Origin of the sequence: Streptomyces collinus Tu 365, from assembly GCF_000444875.1 — a bacterium.
Classification (GTDB): Bacteria; Actinomycetota; Actinomycetes; order Streptomycetales; family Streptomycetaceae; genus Streptomyces; species Streptomyces collinus_A.
In genome coordinates this window covers 2,958,044-2,976,286 of record NC_021985.1, presented here as the reverse complement: position 1 = coordinate 2,976,286, position 18,243 = coordinate 2,958,044, and the positions used below count along the sequence as shown (strand labels likewise).

Here is an 18,243-nt window from a genome sequence, read left to right as displayed (position 1 = left end):
TACGGTCTATGGCATGGCACCGACCACCGAGACCCTGACCGCCGAGCGCATCCTCGAAGCGACCGAGGAGGTGCTGCGCCGTCACGGCCCGGCCAAGGCCACCGTGGTCGACGTGGCCCGCGCGCTCGGGGTCAGCCACGGCAGTGTCTACCGGCACTTCCGCACCAAGGCGGCGCTGCGCGAGGCGGTGACCAAGCGGTGGCTGGACCGCACGTCGGAGCGGCTCGCCGGCATCGCCGCCGGTGACGCCGCCGCCGAGGACAGGCTGCGCGCCTGGCTCGCGGCCCTGTTCGAGGCCAAGCGGCACAAGGCGGGCGACGACCCGGAGCTGTTCGCCACCTACACGGTGCTGACCGACGAGAACGGCGAGGCGGTCGGCGAGCACGTCACCGACCTCACCGCCCAGCTCGCCAGGATCATCGAGGCGGGCGCCGGGTCGGGCGCCTTCACCGCACCCGACCCGACCGCGGCGGCCCGCGCCGTCTTCCAGGCCACCGGCCGCTTCCACGACCCGTGCTACGCCCGTGAGTGGCAGCAGCCCGGCATCCGCACGGAGTTCGAGGCGGTCGTCGAGCTGCTGGTGCGGGGCCTGAAGGCGTAGGTCCCACTGGGGGCCGGGGCAGGGCTGGGCTTCGGCCGAGGCCGGGGGTCGGCCGGGGCCGTGCCGCCCGTCAGCGCGACGGCTGGCGGGTGGCCGACGGGTCCACCGTCGCCTGGTGGGCCTCGGCCAGGTGCTCCTCGGCCTTCAGCCAGGGCAGGAACTGGGCGCCGCGGCGCCAGCCGCAGGTGTCGCAGCTGATCGTGCGCTGCACACCCGTGCGCCGGACCCGGACGACGTGCTCCCGGCCGTGCCCGTCCCAGCGGCTGACCTTGCTCGTGCTGTTGTCCCGCGGCATGACGCCTCCCCACGTCCGGCAGACCCGACCGCAAGGAGTGTGCAGCAGGTTCAACATCAACAGGGGGTCCTTCGAGGCGAGTTGTCCAAGCCGTGCCCGGGGCGCGGCCGGCTCAGCCGACCGTGCGCGGCAGCCGCAGGCTGAGCAGGCCGGTCAGCACCACCCCCGCGAGCTGCACCAGCAGCGTGACGACCAGCGCGTCCCGCATGCCGTGGTGCGGGACGAGGGCCAGGAAGAGCGTGCCCAGGGTGGCCACCCCGAGGGCGAGCGCGGACTGCTGGGTGGTGACCATCACCCCGCTGCCGACCCCGGCCCGGGCCGGCGGCACCTCGGACATCACGATCCGCATCAGGTTGGGGAGTTGCAGCGCCTGCCCCGCCCCGGCGACGGTCACGCCCGGCAGCAGCGAACCGAAGCCCAGGTGCGGCCAGTCCCGCCAGGCGGCCAGCACGATCAGCAGCACGCCCGCGCCCTGCACCACGGCACCGGCGGTGAGCACCCGGGTGCCGTACCGGGCGATCAGCCGCGGCCCGGACAGGGAGACGAACAGGAAGGCCACCGCCATCGGCGCGAGCGCGAGCCCCGCCGGCACCGGCCCGAGCCCGGCGCCCCGCTGCAGCGCCAGCGCGATCACGAACATGAACCCGCTGAAGCCGACGGAGAACGGCAGGATCAGCATCAGTCCCCGGCGCAGGGACGCCAGCGCGAACAGGCTCGGCGGCACCAGCGGGGTGCGGCCCTGCCGGTCCGCCCGCCGCTCCACCGCGTAGAAGGCGGCCGCCGCGAGCGGGAACGCGGCCAGGGAGAGCCACGTCCACAGCGGCCAGCCGGCGGCCCGGCCCTCGGTCAGCGGCGCGAGCAGCGTCAGCAGGGACACCGCGAGCAGGACGGTGCCGGGCCCGTCGACGGGCTCCGGACGCGGGGAGCGGGTCTCCGGCACGTACCGCACGGCCAGCACCAGACCCAGCAGCACGACCGGCACGTTGACCAGGAAGATGGCCCGCCAGCCGCTCCCGGCGAGGTCGGCGGCGACCAGCACCCCGCCCAGGATCTGCCCGGCCACCATGGACAGTCCCGCGGTGGCGCCGTACAGGCTCATCGCCCGGGCCCGGCGGCCGCCGCTCGTGGCGGCCTGGATGGTGGCGAGCACCTGCGGCAGCATCGCCGCGGCGGACGCGCCCTGCGCGGCCCGCGCGCCCACCAGCCACCAGGCGCCGGGCGCGAGCCCGCAGGCCAGCGAGGTCAGCCCGAAGGCGGCCATGCCGGCGAGGAACAGCCGCCGCCGGCCGAACAGGTCCCCGAGCCGGCCGCCGAGCACGAGCAGCACGGCGTAGGCGACCCCGTACGCGGCCACGACCAGCTCCAGCACGGCCTCGCCCGCGGCGAGGTCGGCACCGATGGTGGGCAGGGCGACGTTGACGATGAAGAAGTCGACCAGCGGCAGCGCGGCCGCCAGCAGAACGGTGAACAGCCCGGGCCCGCTCAGCGCGGGCGAGGACGCCCGGGCGCGGACCGCGGAGGTGGTGACGGTCTGTGTCATGTCCCCGAGCCTGCGCGCGGCCTCAGACGGGTACCAGAGTGTCCTTGTCCTGGTACAAGAAATACCTGGCAACAGGATCCGCTGCGGAGCACCCTGGAGTCATGACGACCACCGCCCAGCGCACCACCGTCCCGCCGACCGCGCCGACGGCGCCGAGCCCGCCGAGCGCGCGGGGTGCGGAGATCCGGCGGCACGAGCTGGCCGCCTTCCTGCGTAGCCGGCGTGAGCGGATCACGCCCGAGCAGGTCGGGCTGCCCCGCGGGGCCCGGCGGCGCACCCCAGGACTGCGCCGGGAGGAGGTCGCCCAGCTCTCCGCGGTCGGCGTCACCTGGTACACCTGGCTCGAACAGGCCCGCAACATCCAGGTGTCCGTGCAGGTCCTGGACGCACTGGCCCGCACCCTGATGCTCGACGCCGGCGAACGCGCCCACCTCTTCCAGCTGGCCGGCGCGACCGATCCGAGCCCGGCAGCGGACTGCCCCAGCGTGACCCCGGCCCTGCGCGAGATGCTCCGGGCACTGGAGCCGGTGCCGGCCTGCATCCAGAACAGCCGGTACGACATCCTCGCCTACAACCGCACCTACGGCCTGCTCCTCGGCGACCTGGACGCCGTGCCGCCCGAGGACCGCAACTGCATGCTCCTCGTCTACACCAACAGCGACTGGCGGGCGGCCATCGTCCACCTCGACGAGACCATGCGCCTGATGGCCGCCCGGCTGCGCGCCTCCCTGGCCGGCCACCTGGGCGAGCCCGCCTGGAAGATGCTGGTCAAGCGGCTGCAGACGGAGTCGGCGGAGTTCCGCGAGAACTGGGAGCGCTACGAGGTCGTCGGCCACCGCACCAAGATCAAGGAGTTCCTCAACCCCCACGTGGGCCATCTGACGCTGGAGCACACCGACCTGTGGCTGGGGCCGGACGCGGGACCGCGGATGGTGACGTACACCCCCCGGAACGAGGAGACCCGCCGGCGCCTGGAGAAGCTGCACGAGAAGGCACTGGCGGGGGCGGGTCAGGGGCACGGCGCCTGAGGGCCTCTGGAAGGGCCCCGAGTCGCGCTCGGGGCCGGTCCGGGGCAGGCTCAGACGCCCCTGACGGTGGGGCGCGCCCAGGTCAGGTGCTTCTCACGGCGGGGCGCGCCCGGGTCAGGCGCGCCCGGAGGCTCCGACGACCTCGCGTACCTCCGCCGACTCCAGCCGGTCCGCCGTACGCTCGGCGGTCCGCCGGGCCCAGCGTCCGCTGGAGACGAAGCCGAGGACCAGCACGGCCAGCCCGCACGCGGTGAGGATCCACCATCCCGGCCTGGCGGCCGACACGAACGCGTCCTTGTACGGCGAGGACCCCACCCCGGAGGCGAGCACCGCTCCCACGACGGCCACACCGAGCGACTGACCGAGCTGCCTGCTGGTGGAGGCGACCGCGGCCGCGACCCCCGCCTGGGCCCGCGGCATCCCGGACACCGCCGTGTTGGTGATCGGGGCGTTCACGAAGCCGAAGCCGATGCCGAACAGCATGTAGCCGACGAACAGGGTGGCGTCGGAGGTCTCCGCCTCGAAGACCGCGAACAGCACCCCGCTCGCGGTCATCGCGGCGCCGGCCAGCACGAGCGGCAGTCGCGGGCCCCGGCTGCCCACCAGGCGTCCCGACAGCGGCGCGCACAGGAACGTGGGCGCGGCCATCGGCAGCATCCACAGGCCCGCGTGCAGCGCGTCGAGGCCGCGCACGTTCTGCAGGTACAGCGTGGACAGGAACAGGAAGCCGCCGAGCGCCGCGAACGCGCTGACCGCGATCACGGTCGCGCCGCTGAACGGGGCGGAGTGGAAGAAGCGCAGGTCGATCAGGGGTTCGTCGCGGCGCGGCTCGTACCAGAGCAGGGCGAGCAGGGCCACGAGCGCCACCACGGCGAAGGGTGCCACGGCGCCGAACCCGGCGTCCGGCGCCTCGATGATCGCGTACGTCAGCGAGCCGAACAGGGCGATGACCAGCAGCTGGCCGATCGGATCGGGGCGGCGGGCCTTGGGCGCCCGGGACTCCGGCACGAACCGCAGCGTGAGCAGCAGGGCCGCGAGGCCGACCGGGAGGTTGACCCAGAAGATGGAGCGCCAGCCGACCGACTCCACCAGCAGGCCGCCGACCAGTGGCCCGGCCGCCATGGAGATGCCGACCACCGCGCCCCAGACGCCGATCGCGCGGGCGCGCTCACGGGAGTCGGTGAAGGTGTTGGTGATGATCGACATGGCGACCGGGTTGAGCATCGAGCCGCCGACCGCCTGGACCATGCGGAAGACGACGAGCAGTTCGAGGTTGGGCGCGAGGGAGCAGAGCAGCGAGCCGATCGAGAAGACGACCAGGCCCGACATGAAGATCCGCTTGCGGCCGATGCGGTCGGCGGTGGAGCCCGCGAGCATCAACAGGGAGGCCAGGACCAGCGTGTAGGCGTCGATGGTCCACTGCAGGCCGGAGGTCTCGGCGTGCAGTTCGCGCTGCATGGAGGGCAGTGCGACGTTCAGGACGGTGTTGTCGAGGCTCACGATCAGCAGACTCATGCAGCAGATCGCGAGCACGAGCATGCGACGGCGGTGGCTGAGCTCGGGCATGGTTCCCATCGTACGCGAATTTCGATAGTGCATCTAACTAATGACCGCTACAAGATGCTGGCGTGTCCGTGGGGCCGGAGGTCAAGCACCCCGGGCGCCGGGAGGGGCCGGCGGAGCAGGGCGGGGAGTGAGGGACAATGGTTCCTTGCCGTCCGCCGTACGTCCGTCCCGGAGCCGTCTGATGACCCACCCGCTCTCCATCGGCCCGCACGCCGTCGCGCCGCCCGTCGTGCTCGCACCCATGGCGGGCATCACCAACGCGCCCTTCCGCACCCTGTGCCGGGAGTTCAGCGGCGGCAAGGGCCTGTTCGTCAGCGAGATGATCACCACCCGGGCCCTGGTCGAGCGCAACGACAAGACCATGCAGCTGATCAGGTTCGACGCGAGCGAGCAGCCGCGTTCGATCCAGCTGTACGGCGTCGACCCGGCGACCGTCGGCAAGGCCGTCCGCATGATCGCGGAGGAGGGCCTCGCCGACCACATCGACCTGAACTTCGGCTGCCCGGTCCCCAAGGTGACCCGCAAGGGCGGCGGCTCCGCGCTGCCGTACAAGCGCAACCTGCTGCGGGCCATCCTGCGCGAGGCGGTCAGCGGGGCGGGTGACCTGCCCGTCACGATGAAGATGCGCAAGGGCATCGACGACGACCACATCACCTACCTGGACGCCGGCCGCATCGCCGTCGAGGAGGGCGTCACGGCGATCGCGCTGCACGGCCGCACGGCCGCCCAGCACTACGGCGGTACGGCCGACTGGGAGGCCATCGCCCGGCTGAAGGAGCACGTGCCCGAGATCCCGGTGCTCGGCAACGGCGACATCTGGTCGGCCGAGGACGCGCTGCGCATGGTGCGGGAGACCGGCTGCGACGGTGTGGTCGTCGGGCGCGGCTGCCTCGGGCGGCCGTGGCTGTTCGCGGACCTGGTCGCCGCCTTCGAGGGGCGCACCGAGGACCTGGCCCGGCCGACGCTGCGCGAGGTGGCCGGTGTCATGGTCCGCCACGCCACCCTGCTCGGCGAGTGGATCGGGGACGAGTCGAAGGGCGTCGTCGACTTCCGCAAGCACGTCGCCTGGTACCTCAAGGGCTTCGCGGTCGGCTCCGAGATGCGCAAGCGGCTCGCGATCACCTCGTCGCTCGCGGAACTGCGGGCCGGTCTGGACGAGCTGGACCTGGACCAGCCCTGGCCGGCCGGCGCCGACGGGCCCCGCGGCCGTACGTCCGGCAACAACCGGGTGGTGCTGCCGGACGGCTGGCTGAAGGACCCGTACGACTGCGCGGGCGTCGGCGAGGACGCGGAGCTGGACACGTCGGGCGGCTGAGGCTGCCGTCCTGCGGTTCACCGTCCCTGACCGCTGCCCGCCGTCCGGCGGTCAGCCCCGCTTGGGGTGGGGGGTCGACCCGTAGGCCGTCAGGAAGCGGTCGCGGAAGGCGCTCATCTTCCACACCGGGGCGTCGTGCGCGGGCCGGAGGCCGTCCGTCCACCCCCAGCCGTCGATCTTGTCGAGGACCTTCGGGTCCTTGGCGACGATGGCGACCGGCACGTCACGGCTGGCGTGGTTGCCGCTGACGCGGGCGATGGGCTGGTGGTCGCCGAGGAACACCAGGACGGTGTCCTTGTCGCCGTAGCGCTCCAGCCACTGGGTGAGCGCGGTCACCGAGTACTGGACCGACTTGCCGTACTCCTGCCGGGACCTGGTGGTGTCGGCGATGATGTCGGCCGGCTTGTTGCCCGCCGCCTGGATGCCCTTGAAGACCGAGCCGTCGCCGAGCTGGTCCCAGCCGACCATCTTCGGGATCGGCGCCCAGGGCTGGTGGCTGGAGGTGAGGATGAGCAGCGACATCCGCGACTTGCCGTCGGCGGGCTTCTTGCTGTGCACCCGGTCCTGGTACTGCTGGAGCGCGTACTGGTCCGGCATGGTCGACCAGCTGAACTTCGGTCCCTTGTAGCCGAGTTCGAAGGCGTTGTAGACCTTGTTCAGGCCGTAGAAGCTCTGCTCGGGCCAGGCCTTCTGCACCCCCGGCATGACCCCGACCGTGTCGAAGGCGCCGGTCTTCTCGAAGGCCTTGGTGAGGCTGAGGTGGTCGCTCGCCATGACGGTGCGGTAGCGCTGCTGGTTGCTGACCCACAGCCCCGACATGGTGGTGGAGTGGCCGAGCCAGCTGCTGCCGCCGTAGGTCGCCGAGGTCAGCCAGCCGCTCCTGGCGTGGAAGCCGGCCTTGGCCAGCGCGGCGGTGCGCTCGTCCAGCGTCTTGTCGACGCCGGGCGCGATGATCGGGTCCTCGATCGCGCTGCGGCCGTAGCTCTCGATGAACGTGAAGATCATGTCCTTGCCGCGCAGGTCGGGCACGAGCTGGGCGCCGGGGGTGTCGCCGAAGGCGTCCACCCTGGCCACCTTCCGGAACTCCGCCTCGTCCCGGAGGGTGTCGCTCACCCGGTGGGCCTGGATCTTCAGGGCGGCCGCGGTGCGGTCCGAGGCGATCGGCACGCCGGAGATCTGCAGGCCGAGCGAGGAGCAGGTGATCCACACGACGCCCGCGACCAGCGTGCCGCGGGTGGCGGTGCCGGTGTGCCGCGCGAGCAGGTCGCTCAGCCGGACCATGGACAGCGCCAGCAGCACGAAGAGCAGCAGGACCACGACGATCAGACCGGCGGTGGCGGCGAGGGTGGCCGTGCGGCCGAGCGAGTCCTCCAGGTACGACTGCGCGTCGCCGAGCAGGCTCCAGTCGAGGACGAGGTTGAAGCTGCGGCCGAGGTACTGGTTGAACCCCATGTCGAGCAGGTTCAGCACGGTCATCGCGGCCAGCGCCACCCCGGACACCGCGGCCAGCACCACCCGGGGCCGGCGCGGCAGGGCCAGCATCACCGCTGCCCCGATGACCGCCTCCGCCGGGAGCCGGACGAACTTCGCGGGCCGCAGCCCGACCACGGTGTTCGGCAGCACCAGCGCGGCGACGACCAGCGCGGCGGCCAGCACGGTCACCGCCACGGACAGCCCCCGCGCCGCCGCCGGATGCGCGTCCCGCCAGCGCGCTGTCCGCCCGAGCCACCGGGCCCGCACCCCGCCCGCACCGGCCACCGCCGCGGGGGTGGGGTGGGCTTCGCCGGTGGTCGCCGGGGTGGGGCCGGCTCCGCCGGCGCCGGGCGCCGGGGCGTCGCCGGCCGGGACGGCCTGGTCGATCCCGGACTGTGCGGCCTCGCGGCCGGCGGACCCGCCCGTGCCGGGCGCCGGTGCCTCGTCTGCGCGGGGTGATGCGGCCTCTGCGGTGGCGGCGGCCCCACCAGCGCCGGGTTCCTCCGTCTCTCCGGTGGTGGCGGCATTGTCTGCGCGGGGTGGTGCGGCCTCTGCGGTGGCGGCGGCCCCACCAGCGCCGGGTTCCTCCGTCTCTCCGGTGGCGGCGGCCTCGTCTGCGCGGGGTGGAGCGAACTCTGCGGTGGCGGCGGCCTCGTCAGCTCCGGGCTGTGCGGCCTCGCCGGCGGGGCCGGCCTTGTCGGGACCGGGCGCCGGGTCCTTGCCGGCGCCGCCGGTCGCGGCGGCGTCCGGCTTCGCTGCCTCCTCGGCGGGGCCGGCCTCTGAGGCGACCGTCTTCGCCGCCGGGCGGCCGGCGTCAGCCTCCTCGGCGCTGTCGGTGCCGGGCTCCTCGGCCTCCTCGACGGCGGCGGTCCCACCAGTGCCGGGTTCCTCCGTCTCTCCGGTGGTGGCGGTCTCGCCGGTGCCGGGTTCCTGCGCCTCTCCGGTGGCGTCAGCGTCCTCGGCGCTGTCCGTGCCGGGCTTCCTCGCCTCCTCGGCGGCGGTCCCACCGCTGCCGGGCTTCTCAGCCTCTCCGGTGGGGGTGGCCCCACCGCTGCCGGGCTTCTTCGCCTGCCCGGTGGCAGCCGCCTCACCGGTACCCGGCCCCTCCGCTTCCCCGGCGGCGGCCGATTCCGCGGCGCGGGGATTCGGGGGCTTGGGCGCAGCCGACCGGGGAGCCTCCGCGGTAGTCGGCTCCGCTTCGGCCGGGGTGTCCCCGGTCGTCGCCTCCGGTGTGTCCGGCGACTGGCGCGTGCTCGTGTGCTGAGGCAACCCGGAGGTCCTTCCGTGCGAGACCCGTGACGGAGTGGCGGGCCACGCCGGGAGGCTGGGCGGGGCCGGGGAAACACGGCCCGCCTTGGCCCGCCGCCATCCCGTACGGGCCACCCGAGTCCGCTGTTCACGGACCTCGGCAAACACCGGGCAAACGCCCGGTCAAGGCCCGTCAGACCCCTCCGACCGCGGTGAGCAGGGCCAGCGGGGCGGCCGCCGAACGGGCCTCGCGGACGCACGCGTGCGGGTACGGCACCGGCTCCGGGTGGGTGCCACGGCCGTAGCCCGCCAGGACCTCCGGCAGCCGGTGGCCGGCCGCCGACGCCGCCTCCACCAGGGCGCGCGCCACCGTACGGGCCTCGTCGTGCAGCCCGTAGCGGGCCAGGCCCAGCGTGATCAGCGCGTTGTCGTGCGGCCAGACCGAACCGCGGTGGTACGACAGCGGGTGGTACGCCGGCTGGCCGGAGGCGAGCGTGCGCACTCCCCAGCCCGAGAAGAAGTCCGGCTCCAGCAGGCGCCGGCCGACCGCCTCGCCGTACTCCTTGTCCAGCAGCCCCGACCACAGCAGGTGCCCGGCGTCGGAGGCCAGCGCGTCCACCTGCCGCCCGTCACCGTCCAGCGCGAGCGCCGGGAAGGAGTGCTCCCGCATCCAGAAGTCCCGCTGGAAGCGGTCCCGCAGGTCGGCCGCCGCCTGCTCCAGCAGCGCCGCGTACGTCTCGTCGGCCCACGCCGTGCGCGCCACCCAGGCGGTGCGGCGCAGCGCGTCGTACGCGTAGCCCTGGGCGCCCGCGGCCATCACCGCCCCGGTGGGCCGGGTGCCGTCGGCCCAGCAGATGGCGCCGGGGGAGTCCTTCCAGTTCTGGTTGGCCAGGCCGCCCTCGTCGGCGCGGTAGACGAGGTAGCCGCGCGAGGTCAGCCCGCCGTGGTCCAGCATCCAGCCGACGGCGGCCCGGGCGTGCGGCTCCAGACGCCGGGCCAGGCCCGTGTCGCCGGTCCGCTCGGCGTACGCCCCGAGCAGGATCAGGAACAGCGGGGTCGCGTCGACCGAGCCGTAGTACCGCCCGAACGGCACCTGCCCGAAGTGCGCCAGCTCGCCGTGCCGCACCTCGTGCACGATCTTGCCGGGCTGGGCGGCGGACGCCCCGCCGGTCCCGGTCGCCTGCGTCGCGGCCAGCGCGAGCAGCGTGGCGGCGGCCGACCGGGGCCGGTACGGCAGCGTGAACAGGGCGGTGAGCAGCGCGTCCCGGCCGAGCAGGGTGAGGAACCAGGGGGGCACCGGCGGCCGGGACGCGCAGCTCCTCGCCGTCCGGTCCGGTCGCGGGCACCTGGAGCGCGGCCAGGTCGGCCAGGCCGCGGGCGCAGGCCCTGGCCAGCTCCGGCCGGCCGGCCGGGAAGGCGACGCCCTCCACGAACCGCTCCTCCAGGCCGAGGACCTGCTCGCGCACCGAGGCGGGGGAACGCGGGACCCGCAGGGCGCGCCGGTCGCCGTGCGGGCGGGCCATCACACGCAGCATCAGCTCGGTGGTGCCGTGGGGTTCCAGCTCCAGGGTCCACACCAGACGGCGGGCACCGGTGCCGGTCTCCTCGACGGCGTCCGGGGCGGGCTCGGCCGTGATGGTCGTGCAGGACCGCCACTCGGCCCGCCGGTAGGTGAACTGGATGCCGTCGTCCAGGATCTGGCGCGAGCGCACGGCGCCGGCCTTGACGTAGGTGCGGTGGTCGGAGCGGAGCTCGAACTGGTCGGTGAAGTCGACGTCGGCGGTGAGGGCGAGCCGGACGGTGGTGGGCGCCGGGCGGTTGCTGGTCACCCGCAGGGACTCGACGAACGAGCTGTCGCCGACGGCCTGTTCCCGGAAGAGGGTGTGCCCGGGCGGCTCCTGCCGGCCCCCGCGCGGCACCAGCGCACAGCGGGCCGTGTCGCCGTCGGCGACCGGGGTGAGCACCTCGGGCACCGCGCCGTCGAGGGTGAGCTGCCAGCGGCTGAGGTGCCGGGCGTCGCGCACGAACAGCCCGTCGGGCGAGCTGCCGCCCCGTACCCCGCTGATGTCGCCGCGGTCGCCCACGGCGGCGAAGGTCGCCCCGTGCACGAGCAGATGATGCCGGTCCGTCATCGCCGGTCCCCTCCCTTGTCACTGGTGTCGAACGCGCCGGTGGCCGTCCGGGACACGGTGGGGCCCCGGCGCGCGTGCAGCAGGTCCAGTGCGAGCGCGGCGGTCCAGCTGAAGCCGGTCGCGCCGCACGCCTCGCCGGTGTACGGGTCGACGTACTCGGCGAAGCCGCTGGCCCCGGCGAGGGCGGGCACCGCCGCGCGCAGGGCGTCGGCAGGCTCCCGCTCGCCGTGCGTCCGCAGCCCCCGCTCCAGCAGCCAGCTCGTGTTGAACCAGGCGGGTCCGCGCCAGTACCGGTGCGGGTCGAAGGCCTCGCCGAGCAGGTCGTAGCTCGGGACCAGCGCCGTGGACCGGCCGAGCCCGAAGTGCGGGCCGCGCAGCGTGCGCACCAGCGCGCCGACGACGTCCCCGGGCAGTTCCGGCAGCAGCAGCGGGACCAGCCCGGACACACCGCGCTCGGGCAGCAGGCCGCCGCCGCGCAGGTCCCGGCACAGGAACATCCCGCTCGCCGGCTCCCACAGCCGTTCCACCAGGGCCGCCGTCAGCCGTGCCGCGCGGGCGCGGCGGGCCGTCCCCGGCGCCCCCAGCTCCTCGGCGATCCGGGCCAGCGCCCGCTCGGACGCGATCAGCAGGGCGTTGAACGCCGGGTCCTCGACGGCGAAGTCCCCGCCCCCGTCGGCGTACCCGGCGTCCCGGTAGTCCGCGGCCAGCCGCACGTACCGCCCGTAGTCGAGGTCGGTCGGCCGGTCCTCGGCGGCGCCGTGCCCGAGGTCGGCGCGGCGGAAGGAGCCGTCCGGGGCCGGGGGGATCCGGGAGAGCGGGAGGTCCCAGCAGGGGCTGTTGTCCATACCCTGTTCCCAGGGGTGCACGACGGACGCAAGACCGCCCCCGCCCAGGTCCCGCCGGTGCAGCAGATAGCGGTGCCAGGCGGCCAGCCGGGGATACGCCCGGGCCAGGAAGCCGCGCGCCCGCGACAGGACGGGGTCGGCGCGGTGCACCAGCCAGACCGCCAGGGCGTGCACGGGTGGCTGCACGATGCCGGACGTCTGTACGGTGCGCGGGGCGCCGGCCGCGCGCCCCGCGGTCGAGGAGCGCCAGAAGTCGGGGCTCGGGAAGTACGCGTCGAGCGGTACGGAGGGGTTGAAGACGATGTGCGGGACGCGCCCGTCGCCCCACTGGGCCGCCAGCAGGGTCTCCAGCTCCGTCTGCGCCCGCAGCGGCGACAGGTGCCGCAGGCCGACGGCGACGAAGGCCGAGTCCCAGGACCACTGGTGCGGATACAGACTGCGCGAGGGGACGGTCGAGCTGCCCGTCCAGTTCGCCGCCAGTACGCGGGCCGCCCGCGCGCGCAGCGACGCCTCGGCCGGGCCGGACAGGCCGGGGAGGCCCGGCAGTCCGGGCCGCCCGGACGGGGCCGGGGGATCGTATGCGGTCCCGCGCTCAGGGGCGCAGGCTGTGAGCTGGGAAGTGCGGTCCACTCGGGGCTCCCCGAAGACGTCCGGCCGATCGGGTTTGACGGCGGCCGGCGGTGGCTACCGTGGGGTTACGTCTATTTAACACGCAAAACTCACTATGTAATGCGGGTTTGAGGAACACAAGGGGGTGTGCATGACCGGACGGCCCGGCAGGAGCGGCAAGGGCGGAAGTCAGCCCGGCGCCGGCGACCTGCTCGAACTGGTGCGCAGCGGACGGGCGGTGACCCGGGGCGCGCTCCAGCAGGCCACCGGGCTGTCCCGGGCCACCGTCGGGCAGCGCCTGGACCGGCTGTTCCGGGCGGGCTGGCTGCGCGAGGGCGCCGGGGGCCCGGTCGAGTCGCCGCTCGGCGGGCGCCCCGCCATCACCCTGGAGTTCGACGACTCCCACGCGGTCGTCCTCGCCGCCGACCTCGACACCCGGCACGCGCGCGCGGCCGTCCTCACCCTGACCGGCGAGATCGTCGCCGAGCGCGCGGGCATCCTGGTGGTGGAGGACGGACCCGAGGCGGTGCTCGGCGAACTCGGCCGCTGGTTCGCCGCGCTGCTGGCCGAGGCCGGTCAGCCGCCGCACGAGGTGTGCGGGATCGGGCTCGCGGTGCCGGGCCCGGTGGACAGCGGGACCGGCCGGGTCGTGCAGCCGCCGATGATGCCGGGCTGGGACGGCTACGACATAAGGGGCCGCCTCTCCCGCGCCTTCACCGAGCACACCGGCGCCGCTCCCGTCCCCGTCCTGGTCGACAACGACGCCAACCTGATGGCCTACGGCGAACAGCGCACGGCGTACCCCGACTGCTCGGCGTTCGTGCTGGTGAAGGTGTCCACGGGCATCGGCGCCGGGGTGGTGGTCGGCGGCTCGGTCTACCGGGGCGTCGACGGCGGCGCGGGGGACATCGGGCACATCCGGGTGGGCTCCGAGGCGCTGTGCCGGTGCGGCTCGTACGGCTGTCTCGCCGCCGTCGCCAGTGGCGGTGCCGTGGCCCGGCGGCTGGCGGAGTCCGGGGTGCCGGCCGCGTCCGGCTCGGACGTACGGGACCTGCTGGCCGCCGGGCACCCTCAGGCGGCCGCGCTGGCCCGGGAGGCCGGCCGCCGGGTCGGGGACGTGCTGGCCACGGTGGTGACCCTGCTCAACCCGGGCGTGCTGATGATCGCCGGGGACCTGGCCGGGACCGCCTTCCTCACCGGTGTGCGGGAACTGCTCTACCAGCGGGCGCTGCCCCGCTCCACCGCCCGCCTGGACGTGGTGACCTCCCGGCTGGGGGAGCGTGCGGCGCTGGTGGGGGCGGGCGCGCTGGTCGTGGAGCACCTGTACGCGCCCGAGCGGGTGGAGGAGCGGCTGCTCGCGCTGGGCGTGTGACGGGGGGACGACCCGCTCCACCTGCTCGTCTCCGGTCTGGACGCACGTCCGCATGGTGAAATCGGGCGCGTTGTGGCAGCGTGATTCTCGCCACCCTTGATAAGGGTTGCGCTCAGATGAGCGGATCTTGGGCGACTGCACTTCTCCAAGGGGTGGCACTCGGTGCCACCCCTTGATCGTTCATCGATCGAACTCAGACGTGCCACAGGCCGCTCACCTGAGCGTCAAACCCCACCTTGGAGGGTGAGTGCGTTCAAGAGATGAACACATGCTGCGGCAGTTGCTTGCCAAGCTTTGACTTTCGATCCGCTGGCGGACGAGTGGTTACAGGCGCATGACGGGCAAGTGGACGTACCCAGGTGCCTTCGATCTGGGTATGTTCCTGGCCGTCAGGGCAGCCACCGCGGCCTCAAGGAGTCGAGACCCGTGTCGGAAAACAAAGAACCCCACGTAGCGAAGTTCGTTTACGACTTCACCGAGGGCAACAAGGAGCTCAAGGATCTCCTCGGCGGCAAGGGTGCCAACCTCGCCGAGATGACGAACCTGGGCCTCCCGGTCCCTCCCGGCTTCACCATCACCACGGAGGCCTGCAAGGTCTACCTGGAGAGCGGCGAGGAGCCCGCGGCACTGCGTGACGAGGTGAGTGCGCACCTCGACGCCCTCGAGCAGAAGATGGGCAAGAAGCTCGGCCAGGCCGACGACCCCCTGCTCGTCTCCGTCCGCTCGGGCGCGAAGTTCTCCATGCCCGGCATGATGGACACCGTCCTGAACATCGGCCTCTCCGACAAGTCGGTGCAGGGCCTGGCCAAGCAGGCCGGCGACGACCGCTTCGCGTGGGACTCCTACCGCCGCCTGATCCAGATGTTCGGCAAGACCGTCCTCGGCGTCGACGGTGAGCTCTTCGAGGAGGCCCTCGAGGCGGCCAAGGCCGCCAAGAAGGTCACGGTCGACACCGACCTCGAGGCCGCCGACCTGAAGAAGCTGGTCACCAAGTTCAAGAAGATCGTCAAGACCGAGGCCGGCCGGGACTTCCCGCAGGACCCGCGCGAGCAGATGGACCTCGCCATCAAGGCGGTCTTCGACTCCTGGAACGGCGAGCGCGCCAAGCTCTACCGCCGCCAGGAGCGCATCCCGCACGACCTAGGCACGGCCGTCAACGTCTGCTCGATGGTCTTCGGCAACCTCGGCCCCGACTCCGGCACCGGCGTCGCCTTCACCCGCGACCCCGCCTCCGGCCACCAGGGCGTCTACGGCGACTACCTGCAGAACGCGCAGGGCGAGGACGTGGTCGCGGGCATCCGCAACACGGTCGCGCTCGCCGAGCTGGAGAACATCGACAAGAAGTCGTACGACCAGCTCATGCAGATCATGGAGACCCTGGAGAACCACTACAAGGATCTCTGCGACATCGAGTTCACCATCGAGCGCGGCCAGCTCTGGATGCTCCAGACCCGCGTCGGCAAGCGCACCGCCGGTGCCGCCTTCCGTATCGCGACCCAGCTCGTGGACCAGGGCCTCATCGACGAGACCGAGGCGCTCCAGCGCGTCAGCGGCGCCCAGCTCGCGCAGCTGATGTTCCCGCGCTTCGACGAGTCCGCGAAGATCGAGAAGGTCGGCCGGGGCATCGCCGCCTCGCCGGGCGCCGCGGTCGGCAAGGCGGTCTTCGACTCCTACACCGCCGTGAAGTGGTCCCGCTCGGGCGAGAAGGTCATCCTCGTCCGCCGCGAGACCAACCCCGACGACCTCGACGGCATGATCGCGGCCGAGGGCATCCTGACCTCGCGCGGCGGCAAGACCTCCCACGCGGCCGTGGTCGCCCGCGGCATGGGCAAGACCTGTGTCTGCGGCGCCGAGGAGCTCGAGGTCGACACCAAGCGCCGCCGGATGACGGTGCCCGGCGGCCACGTCGTGGAGGAGGGCGACGTCATCTCCATCGACGGCTCCTCCGGCAAGGTCTACCTGGGCGAGGTCCCGGTCGTGCCGTCCCCGGTCGTCGAGTACTTCGAGGGCCGGATGCACCCGGGCGCGGACGACGCCGACGAGCTGGTCGAGGCCGTGCACCGGATGATGGCCTTCGCCGACCGCAAGCGCCGCCTGCGCGTGCGCGCCAACGCGGACAACGCCGAGGACGCGCTGCGCGCCCGCCGCTTCGGCGCCCAGGGCATCGGCCTGTGCCGCACCGAGCACATGTTCCTCGGCGAGCGCCGCGAGATGGTCGAGAAGCTGATCCTCGCCGACACCCAGGAGGAGCGCGAGGCCGCCCTGCGGGAGCTGCTGCCCCTGCAGAAGAAGGACTTCGTCGAGCTGTTCGAGGCGATGGACGGCCTTCCGGTGACGATCCGCCTGCTCGACCCGCCGCTGCACGAGTTCCTGCCGGACATCACCGAGCTGTCGGTCCGCGTGGCCCTGGCCGAGTCCCGCCAGGAGCCGCACGAGAACGAGCTGCGCCTGCTCCAGGCGGTGCACCGCCTGCACGAGCAGAACCCGATGCTGGGCCTGCGCGGTGTGCGCCTCGGCCTGGTCATCCCCGGTCTGTTCACCATGCAGGTCCGTGCGATCGCGGAGGCCGCGGCGGAGCGCAAGAGCGCCAAGGGCGACCCGCGCGCCGAGATCATGATCCCGCTCGTCGGCACGGTCCAGGAGCTGGAGATCGTCCGCGAGGAGGCCGACCAGGTCATCGCCGAGGTCCAGGCGGCGACGGGCACGGAACTCAAGCTCGCGATCGGCACGATGATCGAGCTGCCGCGCGCCGCGCTCACCGCCGGCCAGATCGCCGAGGCCGCGGAGTTCTTCTCCTTCGGCACGAACGACCTGACCCAGACGGTGTGGGGCTTCTCCCGGGACGACGTGGAGGCCTCGTTCTTCACGGCCTACCTGGAGAAGGGCATCTTCGGCGTCAGCCCGTTCGAGACGATCGACAAGGACGGCGTCGGCTCCCTGGTGAAGGCGGCCGCCCAGGCCGGCCGCGCCACCCGCCCCGACCTCAAGCTCGGCGTCTGCGGCGAGCACGGCGGCGACCCGGAGTCGGTCCACTTCTTCCACGAGGCCGGCCTGGACTACGTCTCCTGCTCCCCGTTCCGCATCCCGGTCGCCCGCCTGGAAGCGGGCCGCGCGGCCACCAACTCCGCTGGCAGCGACCACCGCTAGACCCCGGAGCCGTCGTCGGTCCCCGACCCTCAAACCGATCGACGACGGCTCCGGCGCACGAAAAGAAAAGAGAAGCGGCGGCACCCTGTGCGGGGGTGCCGCCGCTTCGTGCGTCGGCTGTGAGGGCTGACAGGTCCGCAGGTGGAAGCGTCAGCTGCTGACCTTGGCGCTTGCGTTCGACGCCCGCTGCGGGAACGGTTCATTCGTCGATGACTCTCGGGTGTCGTGGCCTGAAGCAGGGCTCCAGCTATGATGCTGAGCTCCTTCTGGGACCAAGTGCGTTGTGTAGCAACGGAGTTGAGGCAGGGCATGGAAACGGGGCGAGTGCTCTTCGGGTTGGCTGCGTCGGTTCTGGTTCCGTGGGAACGCGGTTGGCAGCGATCACAACCCTGGGCGATGATCACCTTCTCCGTGTTGTACGGCGTGTATGTGATCGAGCCCTACAGGGGCCAGGAAAAACCTTGGCTGGTTTTGACCATCATCGCCTTAGTCGCTATGTCCGCTGTTCTCATGCACAGCCCGTCAGGCATGCCTTCACTGGGATTCTCCATCACGCTGCCGCTCACGTCCGGCTCGGTGCCGGTAGCGAGACGGGTTGGTGCGGGTCTTTTGGTCGTGGCGATCGCCGTCGCTTGGTGGACTGCTGGTGCGAAGGTACGAGAAGCAATTGCGGTATTCGCGCGGAGCGAGAGGACAGCGATCTTCATGTCGGCTGGGCTTGTCGCCGTGTATGGCGGTGGCCTCATCGCCAAGGCGGTCACCGCGCCGATCCGCCGGACAGTGAAGAATCTTCCACAAGGCGATCCTCAACGCATACTCGCTGAGGACTTCATGATGGGCAGTCGGAACATCGGCCTGCTTGAGCGAGGTCTCATGTTCGCGTTCCTGGCCGCTGGCCAACCCGACGCTGCGGCGCTTGCCCTGACGGCGAAGTCTCTGGCACGTGGTCCTGCCTCGGACCATGGCAAGTACGCGTCCGAGTACTTCCTGCTCGGTACCCTGGCGAGTGTCATAGCAGCGTTGGCCATGAGTGTTGCCGCTCGTGCGACGGTCGGGCTGTCCATCCTGTAGG

The 18,243-nt window shown here is 72.7% G+C and carries 11 protein-coding genes and 1 pseudogene; 6 read left to right on the top strand and 6 right to left on the bottom strand.

What is annotated here, in order from left to right:
- Positions 1-13 precede the first annotated feature (13 nt).
- Positions 14-601 carry a TetR family transcriptional regulator gene (locus B446_RS12815; RefSeq protein WP_020939863.1) on the top strand — a complete coding sequence of 196 codons (588 nt, stop codon included), beginning with the start codon at positions 14-16 and terminating at the stop codon, positions 599-601.
- Between the two features lie 70 nt (positions 602-671).
- Here B446_RS12815 and B446_RS12810 read toward each other — a convergent pair whose 3' ends face one another.
- A complete protein-coding gene (locus B446_RS12810) occupies positions 672-896 on the bottom strand; it encodes a hypothetical protein (protein ID WP_020939862.1) in 225 nt (74 codons plus the stop codon).
- A gap of 112 nt (positions 897-1,008) precedes the next feature.
- Positions 1,009-2,436, bottom strand: coding sequence for an MFS transporter (locus tag B446_RS12805; RefSeq protein ID WP_020939861.1), 1,428 nt, complete (start codon positions 2,434-2,436; stop codon positions 1,009-1,011).
- A gap of 101 nt (positions 2,437-2,537) precedes the next feature.
- Here B446_RS12805 and B446_RS12800 point away from each other — a divergent pair, with 101 nt between their 5' ends.
- Positions 2,538-3,464, top strand: coding sequence for a helix-turn-helix transcriptional regulator (locus B446_RS12800; RefSeq protein WP_020939860.1), 927 nt, complete (start codon positions 2,538-2,540; stop codon positions 3,462-3,464).
- Positions 3,465-3,578: 114 nt separating this feature from the next.
- On the opposite strand, the gene B446_RS12795 is transcribed toward B446_RS12800, so the two are convergent.
- The gene (locus B446_RS12795; protein WP_043478143.1) at positions 3,579-5,030 is read right to left on the bottom strand and encodes an MFS transporter; all 1,452 of its coding nucleotides are present in this window, start codon (positions 5,028-5,030) and stop codon (positions 3,579-3,581) included.
- 181 nt (positions 5,031-5,211) lie between these two features.
- Here B446_RS12795 and dusB point away from each other — a divergent pair, with 181 nt between their 5' ends.
- Positions 5,212-6,345, top strand: coding sequence for a tRNA dihydrouridine synthase DusB (dusB, locus tag B446_RS12790; RefSeq protein WP_020939858.1), 1,134 nt, complete (start codon positions 5,212-5,214; stop codon positions 6,343-6,345).
- Between the two features lie 51 nt (positions 6,346-6,396).
- Here the strand turns inward: dusB and B446_RS40945 are convergent, their stop codons facing one another.
- The 3 genes and pseudogenes from B446_RS40945 to B446_RS12775 form a co-directional block, all read right to left on the bottom strand.
- Positions 6,397-9,087, bottom strand: coding sequence for a sulfatase-like hydrolase/transferase (locus B446_RS40945; RefSeq protein ID WP_020939857.1), 2,691 nt, complete (start codon positions 9,085-9,087; stop codon positions 6,397-6,399).
- 172 nt (positions 9,088-9,259) lie between these two features.
- Positions 9,260-11,198 (bottom strand): annotated as a pseudogene (locus tag B446_RS12780) (glycogen debranching N-terminal domain-containing protein).
- The gene (locus B446_RS12775; protein ID WP_020939856.1) at positions 11,195-12,673 is read right to left on the bottom strand and encodes an MGH1-like glycoside hydrolase domain-containing protein; all 1,479 of its coding nucleotides are present in this window, start codon (positions 12,671-12,673) and stop codon (positions 11,195-11,197) included. The pseudogene B446_RS12780 and the gene B446_RS12775 overlap by 4 nt, the downstream one beginning before the upstream one ends.
- A gap of 130 nt (positions 12,674-12,803) precedes the next feature.
- On the opposite strand from B446_RS12775, the gene B446_RS12770 reads away from it, so the two are divergent.
- The 3 genes from B446_RS12770 to B446_RS12760 all read left to right on the top strand — a co-directional run bounded on the left by B446_RS12770 (position 12,804) and on the right by B446_RS12760 (position 18,242).
- On the top strand, positions 12,804-14,024 hold the full coding sequence (locus tag B446_RS12770; RefSeq protein ID WP_020939855.1) for an ROK family transcriptional regulator: 1,221 nt from the start codon (positions 12,804-12,806) through the stop codon (positions 14,022-14,024).
- A 426-nt stretch (positions 14,025-14,450) separates the two neighbouring features.
- Positions 14,451-17,171, top strand: coding sequence for a pyruvate, phosphate dikinase (gene ppdK, locus B446_RS12765; RefSeq protein ID WP_020939854.1), 2,721 nt, complete (start codon positions 14,451-14,453; stop codon positions 17,169-17,171).
- A gap of 396 nt (positions 17,172-17,567) precedes the next feature.
- Entirely contained in the window at positions 17,568-18,242 is a 675-nt protein-coding gene (locus tag B446_RS12760) for a hypothetical protein (RefSeq protein WP_148305733.1), read from the top strand.
- The last annotated feature ends 1 nt before the right edge of the window (position 18,243 follow it).

Bases quoted from the DNA above. Each gene is read 5' to 3' on its own strand.
- B446_RS12795 (WP_043478143.1), bottom strand. From the start codon at position 5,030: ATGCCCGAGCTCAGCCACCGCCGTCGCATGCTCGTGCTCGCGATCTGC.
- B446_RS12760 (WP_148305733.1), top strand. From the start codon at position 17,568: ATGATCACCTTCTCCGTGTTGTACGGCGTGTATGTGATCGAGCCCTAC.
- B446_RS12770 (WP_020939855.1), top strand. From the start codon at position 12,804: ATGACCGGACGGCCCGGCAGGAGCGGCAAGGGCGGAAGTCAGCCCGGC.
- dusB (WP_020939858.1), top strand. From the start codon at position 5,212: ATGACCCACCCGCTCTCCATCGGCCCGCACGCCGTCGCGCCGCCCGTC.
- B446_RS12815 (WP_020939863.1), top strand. From the start codon at position 14: ATGGCACCGACCACCGAGACCCTGACCGCCGAGCGCATCCTCGAAGCG.
- B446_RS12800 (WP_020939860.1), top strand. From the start codon at position 2,538: ATGACGACCACCGCCCAGCGCACCACCGTCCCGCCGACCGCGCCGACG.
- B446_RS12805 (WP_020939861.1), bottom strand. From the start codon at position 2,436: ATGACACAGACCGTCACCACCTCCGCGGTCCGCGCCCGGGCGTCCTCG.
- B446_RS12810 (WP_020939862.1), bottom strand. From the start codon at position 896: ATGCCGCGGGACAACAGCACGAGCAAGGTCAGCCGCTGGGACGGGCAC.